The following is a 15,193-nucleotide window of genomic DNA, read 5'->3' on the forward strand; positions in this document are numbered from 1 at the left end:
TTCTCCCGTTCCGACAACGCCTTAGCTTGACTCCCACTGCGGCCTTCGGCACCCTGGCCGATAGTTGCAGGACAGACCAAAGAACGGACCCAGCATGACCAAGTCGGAGCTGATCGCCCGCCTGGCCGAGAAGAATCCCCATCTCTACCAGCGCGACGTCGAACGGATCGTTACCACCATCTTCGAAGAGATCGCCAACGCCCTGTCGCGTGGCGACCGGGTCGAGCTGCGTGGTTTCGGCGCCTTTTCCGTCAAAAGCCGCGATCCTCGCCAGGGCCGCAACCCGCGCACCGGCGAGCAGGTGTCGGTGGACGCCAAGGCGGTGCCCTTCTTCAAGACCGGCAAGCAGCTGCGCGAGTTGCTGAACGCCGACGAATAGGATTTCTCGATGGCGCGTTTCCTCGGTTGGATCGTGGGCTTGCCGCTGGCGGCGCTGATGGCGCTGTTCGCGGTCGCCAACCGGCACGAGGTTCGCCTGGAATTGTGGCCGCTGCCGTGGTCGGTGGACTTGCCGGTCTATCTGGCGGTGCTGGGCGCCCTGGGCCTGGGTCTGGTGATCGGCCTGGCCGCCGCCTGGCTGTCGGGCCATGGGGCGCGCCGTGCCGCCCGCCAGCAGCGCCATCGCGCCGAATCGCTGACGCGCCAGATCGAGCAGGCCCAGACCGACCAGGTCAAGCCGGCCGCCTGACCATTTTTCCCCAAGGGAAACACGATGCCCAATCCCGTTTATGTCGCCGTCGATACCACCAACATCAACCAGGCCGTCGCCCTGGCCACCAGCCTCAAGGGGCTGGTCGGCGGCGTCAAGCTGGGGCTGGAATTCTTCTCGGTCAACGGCCCGGCCGGCATCGAGGCGGTGGCCGGCCTGGGCATGCCGGTGTTCCTGGACCTCAAGCTGCACGACATCCCCAACACCGTCGCCGGCGCCATGAAGGGCGTCGCCCGGCTGGCGCCCCGGCTGACCACCATCCACGCCTCGGGCGGGCTGGCGATGATGAAGGCCGCGGTCGATATGGCGCGCGAGGAAGCCGCCCGCGTCGGCCGCCCGGCCGCCAAGGTGCTGGCGGTGACCATCCTGACCAGCATCGATCAGGCGGCAATGGCGGCCATCGGTTATGGCGGGTCCGTGCTGGATCAGGTCAAGCGCCTGGCCGATCTGGCGGAACAGGCCGGGATCGACGGGCTGGTCTGCTCGCCGCACGAAGTAGCCGCCTTGCGCGCCCAGGTGCGCAAGGAAACCGTGCTGGTGGTTCCGGGCATCCGTCCGACCTGGGCCGAAGCCGGCGACCAGAAGCGCATCATGACGCCGTCGGAAGCCCGCGCCCAAGGCGCCGACATCCTGGTGATCGGCCGCCCCATCACCGGTGCCGCCGATCCGGCCGCCGCCGCCAGGCGCATCGCCGAGGAACTGGGGGTATGAGCACCGAGGTCAAGATCTGCGGACTGACCGACGCCGACACTGTCGATGCCGCCCTGGAAGCCGGCGCAGACTATCTGGGCCTGGTGTTCTTCGCCAAAAGCCCGCGCGCCATCGAGCCCGATGCGGCCGCGGAAATCCTGCAATTCGCCGATGACGTCATCAAGGTCGGACTGTTCGTCGATCCCGACGATGCCCTGCTGGACCGGGTGCTGTCGACGGTGCGTCTGGACCTGTTGCAGTTCCACGGCGACGAAAGCCCCGAACGCATCGAGCAGGTACGGCTTGATTTCGGTCTGCCGGTGATGAAGGTGATCCCGGTGTCCGGTGCTGCCGACCTGGAACGGGCCGAATTGTTCGTGCCGGTGGCCGATCGTCTGCTGTTCGACGCCAAGCCGCCGAAGGGGTCGGACCTGCCGGGCGGCAACGCCGTCAGCTTCGACTGGACCATCCTTCAGGGTTTCAAGTGCCGGCTGCCGTGGATGCTGGCCGGCGGGCTGACCCCGGCCAATGTCGCCCAGGCGATCCGCATCAGCGGGGCCAAGGCGGTGGACGTATCGTCCGGGGTGGAAAGTGCCCCGGGCATCAAGGACCCTGATCTGATCCGCGCCTTCATCCGGGCGGCGAAAGGGTCTTAACGGTTTCCTCGGTCACCGCCACCAGGCGATCGCGGCCGGAATTCTTGGCGGCGTACAGCGCCTGGTCGGCCTGATGCAGCAGGCTCGACAGATCGTGCGCGGTCGCGGTCGACGCGATGCCGATCGATACGGTGAAATTGACCGTCTGGTCGCCGGCCAGCTCGATCTGGGCGGTGCGGACGGCGTGCAGCATGCGGTCGGCCAGGTTGGTGCCGCCCTCGACCCCGGTATTGTGCAGAAGCACGGCGAATTCCTCGCCGCCCAGCCGGCCGACGGCGTCGTCGGCCCGGGCCGAGGTGGCGACGATGCTGGCCAGGCGCTTCAGCACCTCGTCGCCGACGGCGTGGCCGTGGGTGTCGTTGACACTTTTGAAGCGGTCGGCATCCAGCATCAGCACGGTCAGCGGCTTGTGGCCGCGATCGGCCATCATCCGTTCTCCCGCTTCCAGGAAGGCGCGGCGGTTCAACAGGCCGGTCAGGCTGTCGGTGGTGGCCAGCCGGGTCAGGCGCTGTTCCTTCTCGCGCTGGCGGGTGATGTCGCGCAGCAGGCCGACATGATAGGTGGTGCCTTCGATTCGATGGGTGCCGACGGTGACCTCGATGGGGAATTCGCTGCCGTCGGCGCGCCGTCCGATGATCTCGCGGCCGCGTCCCATCAACTGGAACCCGGTGGGGTGCTTTTGCTGCAGATATTGATCATGCTTGGCGGCGACCAGATCGGGCATCAGCCGGTTGACGGTGCCGCCGATCAGCTCGGTCGCGGGATAGCCGAACATGCGCTCGGCGGCCGGGTTGAATTCCTGGATGAGGCCCTGGCCGTCGATGACGATGACGGCGTCGTGCGCCACCTGGATGAAGGCGCGCAGCCGAGCCTCGGAAGCGCGGAACTCGGCGGTCCGGGCAGCGACGCGTTCTTCCAGCATGGCGTTGACGGCCGCGCCGCGCCGGGTCCACAGGACCATCGCCGCGCCGCCGCCGGCGATCAGGATGTTGACCAGGGTGCCCAGCAACAAGACGGCGCCGGTGCTCAGGCCCTCGACGAACAAGATGGTGTCGAGTGCCGCCAGCACCGCCACAGTCGTCGCTATCCACCACGCGGCGTTGCCCATGATTCCACCCGCTCCTTCACCCCCCGCCACCATAGCCCCAAAAGGGGCTGGTGTCAGGGGGTCGGGCGCCCGGCCACCACGATGGTCAAGGCGTCGGCATCCAGCAGACGTTTGGCGGCGCGGCGCGTGTCGGCCAGGGTCACCGCCTCGATGAAGCCGTTCCGCCGTTCCAGATAGTCCAGTCCCAGCTTGTCGGTCTGCATGGTCACCATCAGGCCGGCGATGGCTGCGGTGGAATCCAGCGACAACGGGAACGAACCGGTCAGATAGGTCTTGGCGTTGGCCAGTTCGGTCTCGGTCGGGCCTTGCTCGGCCATGCTGCGCCATTCGGCCTTGATCAGGTCCAGCGAGGTGTTGATGCGGGCGTTCTCGGTGGCGACGCCGCCGATGACGATGCCGCCCCGATCGAACGGCATCAGGTAGGAATAGACCGAATAGGCCAGGCCGCGCTTTTCGCGCACTTCCTCGGTCAGGCGCGACGAGAAGCCGCCGCCGCCCAGGATGTAATTGACCACATAGGCCGGCCACCAGTCGGGATCGTCGCGCTTGATGCCGGCGGACCCGAACATCGCGACACTTTGCGGGTTGTCCAGGACCACCAGTTCGGTGCGACCGCCGAAGGCTGCGGCCTCGGGGACGTTGATCGGCGGATGGCGGGCCGGCAGCGAGGCGAAGGTGCGGTCGAGCAGCGGCCCCAGCTCGGCCGGGGTAATATCGCCGGACACGCCGATCACCATGCCCTCGCGGGAAAGCCAGGTCTTGGCGAAGGACTTCAGCTCGGCGGTGGTGATGGCCTTGATGCTGGCGGCGTCGCCCTTCAGCGGGCGGCCATAGGGGTGATCGGGGAAGGCGGCGCGGTACCACGCCTTCGAGGCCTGCGCCTCGGGGCTTTGCTGCTCGCGGGCCAGGCCGGCCAGGATCTGGCCGCGGATGCGTTCCACCGGCTCCTTGTCGAAGCGGGGCTGGGTCATGGCCAGGCGCAACAGCTCGAAGGCGGTGTCGCGGTGCTCGGTGAGGGTCTTCAGATGGCCGCGCAGGCGGTCCTTGCCGGCATCGAAGCCCAGGCTGATGGCCAGATCCTCCAGCTTGCCCTGGAAGGCCTGGGAATCATAGGGGCCAGCCCCTTCGTCCAGCAGGGCGCTCATCATGTGGGCGGTGCCGGGCTTGGCGTCGATGGCGGCGCCGCCGGCAAAGGCGATTTCGACCGCCAGGATCGGGTTGGCATGGTCCTGGACCAGCCAGGCCTCGATACCGCCGGGGCTGACCACCCGTTCGACGGTGACGGCGTAGGCCGGCCAGGCCGTCAGCAGGGCCAGGACGACAAGCAGACGGCGGATCATCGGCGGGTCTCCTGCTGGGCGGGCAACAACAGGCCGGTGACCGAGGCGCGTTCGTCCAGCACGGCGCGCGCGGCTTGCGACACCTGCTCGGGCGTGACGGCGGCGATGCGTTCGGGCCAGGCCTCGACATCGGCGACCGACTGGCCGGTGGTCAGCGCCTCGCCCAGCACGCGCGCCGCGGTATGCAGGCTGTCGCGGGCGAAGGTGATTCCGGCCTTCAGGCGGGCTTGCGCACGGGTGACCTCGGGGGCGGTGACGCCGTCCTTGGCGACGCGGGCGATCTCGGCCAGCACCGCCGTTTCCAGCTTGTCCATGCCTACTCCCGGGCGCGGGCTGGCGCTGATGCCGAAGCTGCCCCAATCCAGCGCTTCGGCCTCGTACCAGGCGCCGGCCGAGGCGGCCAGGCCCTGCTCGACCACCAACGATTTGTAAAGCCGGCTGGTGGCGCCGCCCCCCAGGACCTCGGCCAGAATCTGCAGGGCATAGGGCCGGGTCTTGTCGGTGGCGCTGGCATAGCTGGGGGCGACATGCTGGCGCATCCAGCTGGGCTGGCGGACGCGGGCGTCGCGGAGTTCGATGCGGCGGGCGCCTGCCTGCGGCGGTTCGGCGGCGCGGAGGCGGGGCTCGAGTGTCTCGGGCTTCAGGGGGGCGTAATATTTGTCGGCCAGCGCCTTGACCTGTTCCGGCACCACGTCGCCGGCGACGATCAGGATGGCGTTGTTGGGGGCGTACCAGCGCCGATAGAAGGCCAGCGCGTCCTCGCGGGTCAGCCCGGCCAGCTCGGCCGGCCAGCCGATGACCGGGCGGCGATAGGGATGGGTCAGGTAAAGCGCCGCTTCCATCCGCTCGTGCAGCAGGGCGGACGGGTTGTTGTCGGTCCGCGAGCTGCGTTCTTCCTGCACCACCTTCAGCTCGGAGCGGACATGGGCATCGTCCAGGGTCAGGTTGCGCATGCGGTCGGCTTCCATGCGCATCACCATTTCCAGGCGGTCGGCGGCGATGTTCTGGAAATAGGCGGTGTAGTCCGACGAGGTGAAGGCGTTGTCGCGCCCGCCGTTCCTGGCGACGATCTTCGAGAACTCGCCAGGGGCGATGTCCGGCGTGCCCTTGAACATCAGATGTTCCAGGAAGTGGGCGATGCCCGACTTGCCGGCCGGTTCGTCGGCGGCGCCGACCTTGTACCACACCATATGGCTGACGATGGGGGCGCGGTGGTTTTCCACCACCACCACCTGCATGCCGTTGGCCAATTGGTAGGTGGTGGGATCGAAGATGGCGGCGGTGGCCGCCACCGGCACCAGCGCGGTCAGCAGGGCCGCCGCGCGGGCAATGGCCAGAAACCTCATCAATCCTCCGCATCACATCCTGGTCCGCTTGCCCCGGATATGGGGCAAGCGTCAAGGACAGGCAAGGGTACGCGCTTTTTGTCCAGGCTCAAGCGGCGAACTGGCTTTTGGCGGCGCGCGCCTTGGCGGCGTCCTCGGCGGAATAGGCGGCTCCCTGCCACAGCAGGTGATAGCCGGTTTCCTCGTTGCCGTTCTCGCACAGCGCCAGCACGTCCTTGAACAGCGGCTGGAAGGTCTCGGACCGATGCGAGGCCTCGTGCTCGGCGAAGCTTCGCCAGAAGGTGACGATCAGCGCCTCGCGGTCCTTCAGCGGGCTTTCCACCGCCTGGCCGACGGTCGAGCCCTCGTTCGAGATGAAGCCGGCATTCAGGCACACGAAGCCGCCGATGAAGCCGGTTTCGGAATGGAAGGTCTTGACGTTCTCGCACAGCAGCGCGACCCGCTCCTGCAGGTCGTCGACGTCGAAGCCGTCCTTCAAGATGACGCGGTTGACGGTGATGACGCCGTCGGACGGAAAGCCGGAAATCAACATGGAGAGCCTCGTTTCAAAAGTGAACTCTAATATACATAACGCACTAAGACGCATTATCAAGATGCGAGAATGATCTGCCCCTTGCGTCGCGGACGCTTGCGGTCGAAAATGCGGCGAACTCTCCGGGGGGAAGCGTTTGACCAAGCCGACACGGGCCTCGATACAATTGGAAGCAGGGCGCGCCCTGGCCGATGGCGCCAGGGCCTGGTCGGACGGCGACGTCGATGCGGCGGTCAGCGGGTTCTCGCGCGCGGCTCTGCTGAATCCGGGCATGCCGCTGGCCCACATGAATCTGGGGGTGGCGCTGCGCCGGCAGGGCAAGGTGGTGGCGGCGCTGGCGTCGTACCGCCGGGCCTTGGCCCTGGGCGGTGCCGATCCCGCGCTTCATTCCAACATGGGCAACGCGCTGCGCGAGGCCGGCGAGTTGATCGAGGCGGAAGGCTTCCTGCGCCAGGCGGCGGCGGCCCAGCCCGAGAACGCGTCCTTCGCCTATAATCTGGCGCTGCTGCTGCGCGACCGCCGCCAGCATGCCGAGGCGCGGGCGATTTTCGCCAAGCTGGTGGCCGACCATCCCGACAGCGGCGATTATGCGTGGGACTTGGCGCTGTCGGACCTTTATCTGCAAGATTACGAAGCCGGTTTCGCCGGCTACGAGGCACGCTGGCGCCTGGCCCGCTCGCCCGAACGCAAGTTCGAAGGCACACGCTGGCTGCCGGGCGCCGACATCACCGGCAAGACGGTGCTGGTCACCGCCGAGCAAGGCTTCGGCGACGCCCTGCAATTCGCCCGTTTCCTGCCGGTGCTGGCCGGCAAGGGGGCGCGGCTGGTGGTCGAGTGCCAGCCCGAGCTTCTGGACCTGTTCGGGGCCATCGCCGGGGTGAATGCGGTGGTGCCCAAGGGGGCGCCGCCGCCGGCCTACGATCTGTGGACGCCGATCATGAGCCTGGCTTGGCTGCTGGGCACCACCATGCAGACCATCCCGGTCCAGTTACCCTATCTGCGGCCGCCGCGCGCCTTGACCAGCCATCTGGGCCGGCCGCCGGGCACGGTGCTCAATGTCGGCCTGATCTGGGCCGGCAAGACCACGCCGCGCGACCGGTCGTGGCCGTTCGACAAGCTGATGCCCCTGCTGTCCGACCCGCGCGTGGCGGTGTGGAGCCTGCAGATGGGCGAGCGCAGCGCCGATCTGGCGACCCATGGCGCCAGCGCCCTGGTGCGCGATCTGGCCCCGTTGATCGGCTCGTTCGGCGATACCGCCGCGCTGATGGCCGAACTGGACCTGATCATCACCATCGACACCTCGGCCGCCCATCTGGCCGGCGCGCTGGGCAAGCCGGTATGGATGCTGCTGCGCTATGTGTCGGATTGGCGCTGGCTGGACGAGGGCGAGGGCAGTGCCTGGTACCCGACCATGCGGCTGTTCCGCCAGGCCGATCCCTTCGACTTCGACGGCCCGGTCGCCCGTATGGCCGAGATGCTGAAGACCGTGGCCGACAAGCGGGCGGGGCAAGCCAAGGCCCCTGCTTGATCAGGGACGGGGTTGGACAGCCTTGTCCTGGCTTCGCTTGACCACCGCCACCCCCAGCACGCCCAAGGCGATGCCCCAGATCGGGCTGGTATTGACCAGGGCGGTGATGATGGCCGGCGCCTGGGTCGGCTCGGCGACGATGGCCCAGGCGATGGCGGCCATGGTGGCGGTCCAGGTGATGGCCACCGCATAGCCGAAGGTCGGCCGCCAGCGGCGGACATACCAATCCTCGGACCGGATTTCGGCACGCAGCGAGGCGTTGACCTGGGCCAGGGCGGCCCGCGCCTCGATACTGTCCAGTTCGGTCATGCGTTCCAGGTGGCGGTTGGCCTCGGCCACCTGCTCGGGCGTGATGGCGCGGTCGGACAAGGCCTGGCCGACCTGGGCCAGGGCGGCGGATGCGGTCTTGGCGGCGGGATGGTCAAGGCCGTCCAGGGCCGACCCCACGGCTTTCGCCAGCAGGGGCAGCCCGACCGAGGCGATCAGGGCGGGAATCATCATCGTCACTCCACATTGGCGTAGAACAGGAAGGGGCCGATCTCGGCCATGGGGAAGCGTCCCCGGGTCCAGGGCGGCAACTCGGTCTGGCGGTGCCAGTGGGTGGCGCCGCCGGTGGGGTCGGCAAGGATGCCGGCCATCGCCCGGCGCGCCGTGCGCACCGCGACGCGGAAGGCGCGGTCCTCCATGGTCACCGTCAACAGGCGGCAGGGCTTGCTCCAGCACGGGAACTGGCCGGGGCGGCGACAGATCTCATTGATGGAATTGCCCCACCAATAGCGCCCGCCCATGGCTTCGGCATGGCGCAGTCGGTTGACCACCAGGGCGGCCAGGGCTTCCTTGGCCCGCAAGGATTCCGAGCGGGTCTCGCCCCACAGGGTGCGGGCCAGGACGTCAAGCGACGAGCCGGGTGGTGGCGGCCCCTGGCCCAGATCGGCATCGGGGGTCAGCGCGATATCGACCAGCAAGGCGCTCATGGCCGCCCCCCGCCGTGCTGCACGGCGTCCAGCTTGGCCTCGATGCGCACCAGATGCTCGGTCAGGCGGCGCTCGACATCCTTCAGATAGCCGGTGGTGGCATAGCTCTTGGCCACTTCCAGCTTGTAGGCGGACAGCGCCTCGCGCAATTGCGCCAGGCCGACCGCCAGTTTGTCCTCGATCTGGTCGTCGCGGTCGTCGCAGGTGATGCGGTTGCTCCACATCAGCCAGAACAGCCCGCCCAGCGCCGGCAATTCGACGGCGCTGATCCACCACATCAATTCGGTGCTCCAATGGTCCATCGGGGGAAACTCCGTCGGGTTCAGGGGGTGAAGTCGGTGTCGGCGACCAGTCCGGACCCGCCCGGGCGCCAATCGCGACGTTCGAGCGCGCCGGCGGTCGGGCGGCGGCCCAGGCGGACCGGCTGGGCCAGCAGGCAGCCGGCCACCGCGTCCAGGCCGTCGTCGCGGCATTTGCCGCCGGGCAGCCATTCGCGCATCTCGGTGATGAAGGGCGTCGCCCACACCGAGCGGTGCGCCGCCAGCGCGCCGGCGGCCAGAACGGCGTCGAAGGCATCGACGATGCGCTGGTCCTTGGCGCGATGGCTGGACATTTCGACCACGGCGCAGGGCGTGCCTTGGGCGGCCAGCTCGCGGCGCAACAGGCCGGGCAGGAAGCGGCCCAGGCCGTTGGTTTCCAGCGACACCGCCGGCAGGAACAAGTCGCGGGCGAAGCGGGCGACCTGGCGGCACAGCTGGGTCGCCTCGTCGATGTCGGTCTGGGCCGGGTCGTGGGTCAGGTAACTGACCCGGTGCAGCCAATAGCCGCCATCGGCATCGGTATAAAGGGCGGCGATCACGCTGGAATCGCCCTTGCCGGGCGCCCCGTAGGCCGGGTCCCACCAGCACGACGCCGACACCAGGCGCTTGCCGTCCAGCGACAGCACCGGCAGATGGTTGCCCTCGGCATAGACCAACTCGGCCTCGTACAGGCGCAGGCGGTCGGGGTCCAGCCGGCCGTCGGCGATGTTGACCGGCTTCAGCATCATCTGGCTGTCGAACTTGTTGGGGCCGGTGCGTCGCCGGATTCCGGCGATCTTGTCGGGCGGAAAACGCTCGGGCCAGGCCGAGCGGCCCTTGTCGTCCTGCAGCGGAATCTCGAGACGCGAGAACCCGTCCAGGAACGGGCGTGTCTCGCCGGCCTCGGGCCGGGCCTCGGCCGCGTAGATGGTATAGAACGAATGCGGCGTGCCGACGTAAAGCTGCATCCCGCCCGGCACCAGGACATAGTCGGTCTCGGCCAGGCGTTCGCGCAGATCGACGCGCTTGGGCGCGCTGTCGCAGGTGTTGGGCACCTCGACGTCGTCGCAGATCAAGATGTCGGCGCGCGAGCCGGTGATGTTGGCGCCGATGCCCTTGGCGATCATCGACGGATCGCGCAATTCGCCGGGCCGGTTGACGGTGAACTGATCCGACGCCCATTGCTCGCGGCGCTTGGGCTTCAGCCCTTGCGTCAGCGGGTGGCGCTCGACGATGCGCTTGACGTTTCTGACCATCTTCTTCGCCAGGGCGAAGTCGGCGGCCAGCACCATGATGCGCAGGTCGGGCTGGGTGGTCAGGACCCAGGCGCAGAACAGGCCGACGATGGTCGACTTGCCGGAATTGCGAAAGGCCATCAGCAGTAATTCGCGCCGATGGCCGCGCCAGCCGGCGGCCAGCCAGCGGGCCATGCGCAGATGATGGCGGGGCGTCGGCAGACCCAGTTTGTTGTTCCAGATCCACAGGAATTCGGGAAAGCCGGCCGGCTTCATTCCTCGTCCTCCTCGTCATCGTTGGACAGCAGGGACAAGGAGGCGCGGGCCTCGGCCAACAGGGCGTCCAGGCTGGGCTCGGCCGGGTCGGCTCCGCCATCCTGGCCGTCGGCCCAGCGGGCCAGCTTGACCAGCACCTCGACATGGGCCAGGGCCGCCTTGGCCGCAGCCTGCCAGGCGGCGAAGCCCTTGGCGTCGGCCGGCGGCTCGTCGGCGGTGAAGCGCCCATAGGATTCGAGTGCGGCGCTGATCCGCGCCGGCAAGGTGCGCCGAAGTTCGGCGCGCAGGGTGTCGAGATCGTCGGGCATGGGTTCCCCCTTGGGGCTGAAAGGAAAGCCCCGCCCCGACGTGATGTCGGGGCGGGGCGATGGAAGAACGATCAGGCGTTGGTGATGTCGGAATTGCCGTTTCCGGTGACGGTGTCTTCATGGAACTGGGCCATGGTGATCTCCGGTGGTCAAAGAAAAGCCCCGCTCCGGCTGGGCCGGAACGGGGCTGGAAGGCGGGGGAACAACGATCAGCCCTGGGCCGGCACCTGCGGCTTCGGGTTCTTCACCGGCTTGTGGCCGGGATTGATGGGGAAGGGAGGCATCGGGTTCTCCGTGATGGATGGGGTGAAGAGGTTCGGGATCAATTGCCGTTGGCCAGTCGCCGCCGGAGCAAGTCGATGGCTCGATCCGTCGCCATCAGCCAATCCCGGCCTTCTGGTGTCAGAATGGCGTCACGCAGACGACGGTTGGTGATGGTGGCCTCGATGTCGGCGATGTCGCGCAAGATCGCGGCCTTGGCGGCGATCGACTGATCGATTGAGCGAGCAAGCTCGATCGCCGTGATCTCCTCGACGGTCAGCGGAACGTCCCTGGCTTGTCCGGTCGAGATATCGATTTCAATGCGGCGCATGTCAGGCGCTTCTCTTGCGGCGATACAAGGTGGCGGTCCCGTACCCGACGTTGCCGCTATAGGAGACCAGGCGCAACCCCGTGACCGGTCCGGTCGTCACATTGTGGCGGCCGGCGCCGGAGCTGAAAGACGTGTATTGGGTGGACGCGCCGTAAATGCCGAAGCCGTGGAACGAAAAGGTCTTGTATGTGCCGTTGGTGTCGGGGGCATAAAGTTCGACCACGGCATAGCCGCCGCCGGTGGATGAACTCGCGTTGCTGTTCTGGCAGGCGCCGCACGGAATCGACCAGCCGACGGTGTTTCCGCCCTGGCCCCCGCCATTGTTGGAGCCGTCGGTCCAAGCCGAGACATTCGCATAGGCGTAGTTCGGCGAGGTGTGCCAGGTTGGCGACGCTCCGGTTCCCAGATAAAGACCCAGCGACGACCCATAGGGTGCGTAATAGTCACTGATAACCATCTGGTAGTCGTAGCCTGGGGCAAGCCCGGTGAAATCGACCGTGGTCGCATTGTTCATCGCCGAGGACGCGACGAAGCTCCACGTCCCCGTCGATATCGCGGCCCAGGTCTGGTCGCCACGCAGGTAGGTCCCATTGCTGGCCGTACCCGAGCCAAGCCGGGCGGTATCGATCGTGCCGGACACGATGGCGCTTGCGGGGTGGTCGTGGCTGACGGCCGGCACGCCCAGATTGGCCCGCGCGGTGGCTACATCGGCGACGTCGCTCAGGTTGGCGGCCTTTTGCAGAGACGAGGCGGTGACCGCACCAGCGGCCGAACCGATGGCCGCGTCGGTCTGGGTCTTGGTGTCGGTGTCGGCGGCGGCCGGCACGCCCAGATTGGCCCGCGCCTGGGCGGCGTCGGCGACGTCGCTCAGGTTGGCGGCCTTTTGCAGAGACGAGGCGGTGACCGCACCAGCGGCCGAACCGATGGCCGCGTCGGTCTGGGTCTTGGTGTAGGTGTCAGCGGCGGCCGGCACGCCCAGATTGGCCCGCGCCTGGGCTGCGTCGGCGACGTCGCTCAGGTTGGCGGCCTTTTGCAGAGACGAGGCGGTGACCGCACCAGCGGCCGAACCGATGGCCGCGTCGGTCTGGGTCTTGGTGTAGGTGTCGGCAGCGTCCGGCACGCCCAGATTGGCCCGCGCCTGGGCGGCGTCGGCGACGTCGCTCAGGTTGGCGGCCTTTTGCAGCGACGAGGCGGTGACCGCACCAGCGGCCGAACCGATGGCCGCGTCGGTCTGGGTCTTGGTGTAGGTGTCGGCGGCGGCCGGCACGCCCAGATTGGCCCGCGCCTGGGCTGCGTCGGCGACGTCGCTCAGGTTGGCGGCCTTTTGCAGAGACGAGGCGGTGACCGCACCAGCGGCCGAACCGATGGCCGCGTCGGTCTGGGTCTTGGTGTAGGTGTCGGCGGCGGCCGGCACGCCCAGATTGGCCCGCGCGGTGGCGACATCAGCGACGTCGCTCAGGTTGGCGGCCTTCTGCAGCGACGAGGTGGTGACCGCACCAGCGGCCGTATTGATGGCCGCGTCGGTCTGACTGGTGGAATAGACCCCCAGATTGACGCGGGCGACCGCCTTGTCCTGCAGGTCGGCCAGGTTCTCGTCCTGGACCAGATAGGCCACCTGCGGCGGAATTTTGTTGCGGGCAATCAGGACCACCTGGCCGCTGGTCGGCGCGGAGACGAACTCGATGGCGCCGCCATTGCCACCGCCCAGGCCCAGCGCGCTCCAGCCGGTCAGCTGGGGCGTGCCGTTCAGGCTGACCGACAAGTCGGACTGCTCGAAGGCGGGAAAGCGGAACGCGAACAGACGGGTGTTGCCGTCGGCGATATACTCGTTGGATTGAGCCATGATGCTTCTCCTAAGAAAATGCCCGCCGGGTCATCCGGCGGGCAGGGGTTCGCCTTGCGGGGCGGCTCAACGCCACTGCATCCACACGCCGTGCAGGCGCTGTTCCTTGGCGTTGAGGGTCCTGAACCGCCATTTCATCGACGTGCCGGGCGGCTGGCCCGACAGGTCGATGGTGGCGGTCAGGATGTTGGTGGTGGCGTCGAAGGCGCCCTGAAGGGTCAGCGCGCCGGCGGTCCAACTGGTGCCGTTGTCGCGACTGACCTCGATGGTGACGTCGGTGTTCAGCGTGACCGGATCGACCGGCTGGTGCAAAAGCACGATGCGGGCCTCGGTGTCGCTGGCGCCGGCCAGGGCCGCCGTCGCGGCCGAGACGACGGTGATGTTGGTCGGGGCTCCGGCCGCCTTCCACAGCTCGAATTCGATCAGATTGGGATGGTTGGCGGTGTTGACGCCATTGGTCCCCGAGGTCGGGACGACCGCCCAATAGCGGTAGGGCGTAGAGGCGGTGAAGGATTTCTCCTGCCACCCGTCGCTGTTGGCGAAGGCGCCGGACGACGCCGACGACGCCACCAGGGTTCGACCGGTGGTGTAGTCGGCGTTGTTGCCGCCGTACAATTCCCAGCCGGCGACACAGGTGGACGCCGTCGTCGTGTATTGGCGGATTTTAGACGCCGAGATCGCGGACCCGGCGTCATAGCGGATTTCCTTGCCGGAATATCCGGTTCCCAGCCAGCCGAACTCGGCGCCCAGCGTTCCGTCGATGGTGTCGGACGGCAAAGCTCCATAGGACCCGGTCGCCGACGCCCCAGTCAGAATGGCGGCGGCGCTTGCGGTGCCGGGGTTGTGAATGTAGTCCCCGGCGGTGTCGTAGGTGCCGTCGCTGGAGCCGATGCCGCTGGTATCCTCGAACTCGTCGGCAACGCCGCCGGCCATCTTCAGAACCGACCAGCCGGTGTCGATCTGGTCGCGCAGCGTGTTGACCGCCAGGTTGATTTCCAGGAAGGCCAGCCGTGCGTCGCTCGCGTCGGCCGGCTGCTGGTCGATCACCGCCTGCACGGCGGCGGTGAAGTCGGTAAGGTCGGCGGCGACATGGCCGTGGCTGGAGGCGGCCACCCCCAGATGGGCCCGTGCCGCACTGAAATCGGTCATGTCCGATAAGTTGTTGGCACGGCGCATGTCGCCACTGGCGGCTGCGGCGGCGGCTTCGGCCTGGGCGGCGGCGGCTTCGGCCGCCTGCCGGGCGGTGGTGGCGATGGCCGCCTGCTGGGTGGCGATGGTGGCCTTGGCTTGCAGGTCGCCCGGATCGTTGGCTAGGCCGGTGCCGTCGGCGTTCCAGCCGATGGCCTGGCCCGGTGCCGGTTCGGGCAGGGTCAGGTCGGCGGTCGAGGCGCTGGTGACGGCGCGGACCACCGCGCGGCCGGCATCGTCGGCGACCTGCAGATCGAACTCGTCGTTCAGGGTCTTGGCGCGGATGATGCCGTCGGCCTGAAAGTCGCTGGTTCGGCCGATGGCCAGGCGGCGGCGCAAGGTGACGCGGGAGCCTGCGGCCGGCGGGACCGCGAACAGGACCGCCCCGCCGGTCGAGATGCCCGCGCCCGAGACCGAGAAGCCCGAATTCTGGCGGATATCGTCCAGCCAGACCTCGATGTCGGCGGGGGCGAAGATGGCGAACGGATAGGTGAAGGCCGATTGGACGCCGTCGGCGGCATAGGCCACGCGCGGGGCGACCGGGTTGATCTGGATGTGTTCGATCATGA

General features: G+C 68.0%; 17 protein-coding genes. 5 read left to right on the forward strand and 12 right to left on the reverse strand.

Going from position 1 to position 15,193, the window contains the following annotated elements; genetic code table 11:
* The first annotated feature begins 94 nt into the window (after window positions 1–94).
* The 4 genes from ihfB to MTBLM5_RS10535 are packed head-to-tail and all read left to right on the forward strand — an operon-like array spanning window position 95 to window position 2,055.
* Window positions 95–379, forward strand: a complete 285-nt coding sequence (ihfB, locus tag MTBLM5_RS10520) for an integration host factor subunit beta (RefSeq protein WP_068498288.1) — start codon at window positions 95–97, stop codon at window positions 377–379.
* A gap of 9 nt (window positions 380–388) precedes the next feature.
* Window positions 389–688, forward strand: a complete 300-nt coding sequence (locus tag MTBLM5_RS10525) for a lipopolysaccharide assembly protein LapA domain-containing protein (protein WP_173976068.1) — start codon at window positions 389–391, stop codon at window positions 686–688.
* Window positions 689–712: 24 nt separating this feature from the next.
* Window positions 713–1,420 carry an orotidine-5'-phosphate decarboxylase gene (pyrF, locus tag MTBLM5_RS10530; RefSeq protein ID WP_173976069.1) on the forward strand — a complete coding sequence of 236 codons (708 nt, stop codon included), beginning with the start codon at window positions 713–715 and terminating at the stop codon, window positions 1,418–1,420.
* Window positions 1,417–2,055 (forward strand): phosphoribosylanthranilate isomerase, encoded by a 639-nt coding sequence (locus tag MTBLM5_RS10535; RefSeq protein ID WP_173976070.1) that lies wholly within the window; start codon window positions 1,417–1,419, stop codon window positions 2,053–2,055. The genes pyrF and MTBLM5_RS10535 overlap by 4 nt, the downstream gene beginning before the upstream one ends.
* Here the strand turns inward: MTBLM5_RS10535 and MTBLM5_RS10540 are convergent.
* The 4 genes from MTBLM5_RS10540 to MTBLM5_RS10555 all read right to left on the reverse strand — a co-directional run bounded on the left by MTBLM5_RS10540 (window position 2,030) and on the right by MTBLM5_RS10555 (window position 6,381).
* Window positions 2,030–3,163 carry a GGDEF domain-containing protein gene (locus tag MTBLM5_RS10540; RefSeq protein ID WP_173976071.1) on the reverse strand — a complete coding sequence of 378 codons (1,134 nt, stop codon included), beginning with the start codon at window positions 3,161–3,163 and terminating at the stop codon, window positions 2,030–2,032. The two genes, MTBLM5_RS10535 and MTBLM5_RS10540, sit on opposite strands and share 26 nt — an antisense overlap.
* A 53-nt stretch (window positions 3,164–3,216) precedes the next feature.
* Entirely contained in the window at window positions 3,217–4,503 is a 1,287-nt protein-coding gene (locus MTBLM5_RS10545) for a pitrilysin family protein (RefSeq protein WP_173976072.1), read from the reverse strand.
* Window positions 4,500–5,849, reverse strand: a complete 1,350-nt coding sequence (locus MTBLM5_RS10550; RefSeq protein ID WP_173976073.1) for a pitrilysin family protein — start codon at window positions 5,847–5,849, stop codon at window positions 4,500–4,502. The genes MTBLM5_RS10545 and MTBLM5_RS10550 overlap by 4 nt, the downstream gene beginning before the upstream one ends.
* A gap of 88 nt (window positions 5,850–5,937) precedes the next feature.
* Entirely contained in the window at window positions 5,938–6,381 is a 444-nt protein-coding gene (locus MTBLM5_RS10555; protein WP_173976074.1) for a ligand-binding protein SH3, read from the reverse strand.
* Window positions 6,382–6,517: 136 nt separating this feature from the next.
* Here MTBLM5_RS10555 and MTBLM5_RS10560 point away from each other — a divergent pair, with 136 nt between their 5' ends.
* Window positions 6,518–7,909, forward strand: a complete 1,392-nt coding sequence (locus tag MTBLM5_RS10560) for a tetratricopeptide repeat protein (protein WP_254430990.1) — start codon at window positions 6,518–6,520, stop codon at window positions 7,907–7,909.
* Here MTBLM5_RS10560 and MTBLM5_RS10565 read toward each other — a convergent pair whose 3' ends face one another.
* The 8 genes from MTBLM5_RS10565 to MTBLM5_RS10600 form a co-directional block, all read right to left on the reverse strand.
* The gene (locus tag MTBLM5_RS10565) at window positions 7,910–8,410 is read right to left on the reverse strand and encodes a 3TM-type holin (protein WP_371814011.1); all 501 of its coding nucleotides are present in this window, start codon (window positions 8,408–8,410) and stop codon (window positions 7,910–7,912) included.
* A 2-nt stretch (window positions 8,411–8,412) separates the two neighbouring features.
* A complete protein-coding gene (locus tag MTBLM5_RS10570; protein WP_173976075.1) occupies window positions 8,413–8,883 on the reverse strand; it encodes a cell wall hydrolase in 471 nt (156 codons plus the stop codon).
* The gene (locus MTBLM5_RS10575; protein WP_173976076.1) at window positions 8,880–9,185 is read right to left on the reverse strand and encodes a hypothetical protein; all 306 of its coding nucleotides are present in this window, start codon (window positions 9,183–9,185) and stop codon (window positions 8,880–8,882) included. Before MTBLM5_RS10575 ends, MTBLM5_RS10570 begins: the two co-directional genes overlap by 4 nt.
* 20 nt (window positions 9,186–9,205) lie before the next feature.
* A complete protein-coding gene (gene terL / locus MTBLM5_RS10580) occupies window positions 9,206–10,693 on the reverse strand; it encodes a phage terminase large subunit (RefSeq protein WP_173976077.1) in 1,488 nt (495 codons plus the stop codon).
* Window positions 10,690–11,001, reverse strand: a complete 312-nt coding sequence (locus tag MTBLM5_RS10585; protein WP_173976078.1) for a hypothetical protein — start codon at window positions 10,999–11,001, stop codon at window positions 10,690–10,692. The genes terL and MTBLM5_RS10585 overlap by 4 nt, the downstream gene beginning before the upstream one ends.
* A gap of 322 nt (window positions 11,002–11,323) precedes the next feature.
* Entirely contained in the window at window positions 11,324–11,593 is a 270-nt protein-coding gene (locus MTBLM5_RS10590) for a hypothetical protein (protein WP_173976079.1), read from the reverse strand.
* A 1-nt stretch (window position 11,594) separates the two neighbouring features.
* Window positions 11,595–13,436, reverse strand: a complete 1,842-nt coding sequence (locus MTBLM5_RS10595) for a hypothetical protein (protein ID WP_173976080.1) — start codon at window positions 13,434–13,436, stop codon at window positions 11,595–11,597.
* A 66-nt stretch (window positions 13,437–13,502) separates the two neighbouring features.
* Window positions 13,503–15,191 carry a hypothetical protein gene (locus MTBLM5_RS10600; protein ID WP_173976081.1) on the reverse strand — a complete coding sequence of 563 codons (1,689 nt, stop codon included), beginning with the start codon at window positions 15,189–15,191 and terminating at the stop codon, window positions 13,503–13,505.
* Window positions 15,192–15,193: the final 2 nt, after the last annotated feature.

Source organism: Magnetospirillum sp. LM-5, assembly GCF_902729445.1.
Classification (GTDB): Bacteria; Pseudomonadota; Alphaproteobacteria; order Rhodospirillales; family Magnetospirillaceae; genus Magnetospirillum.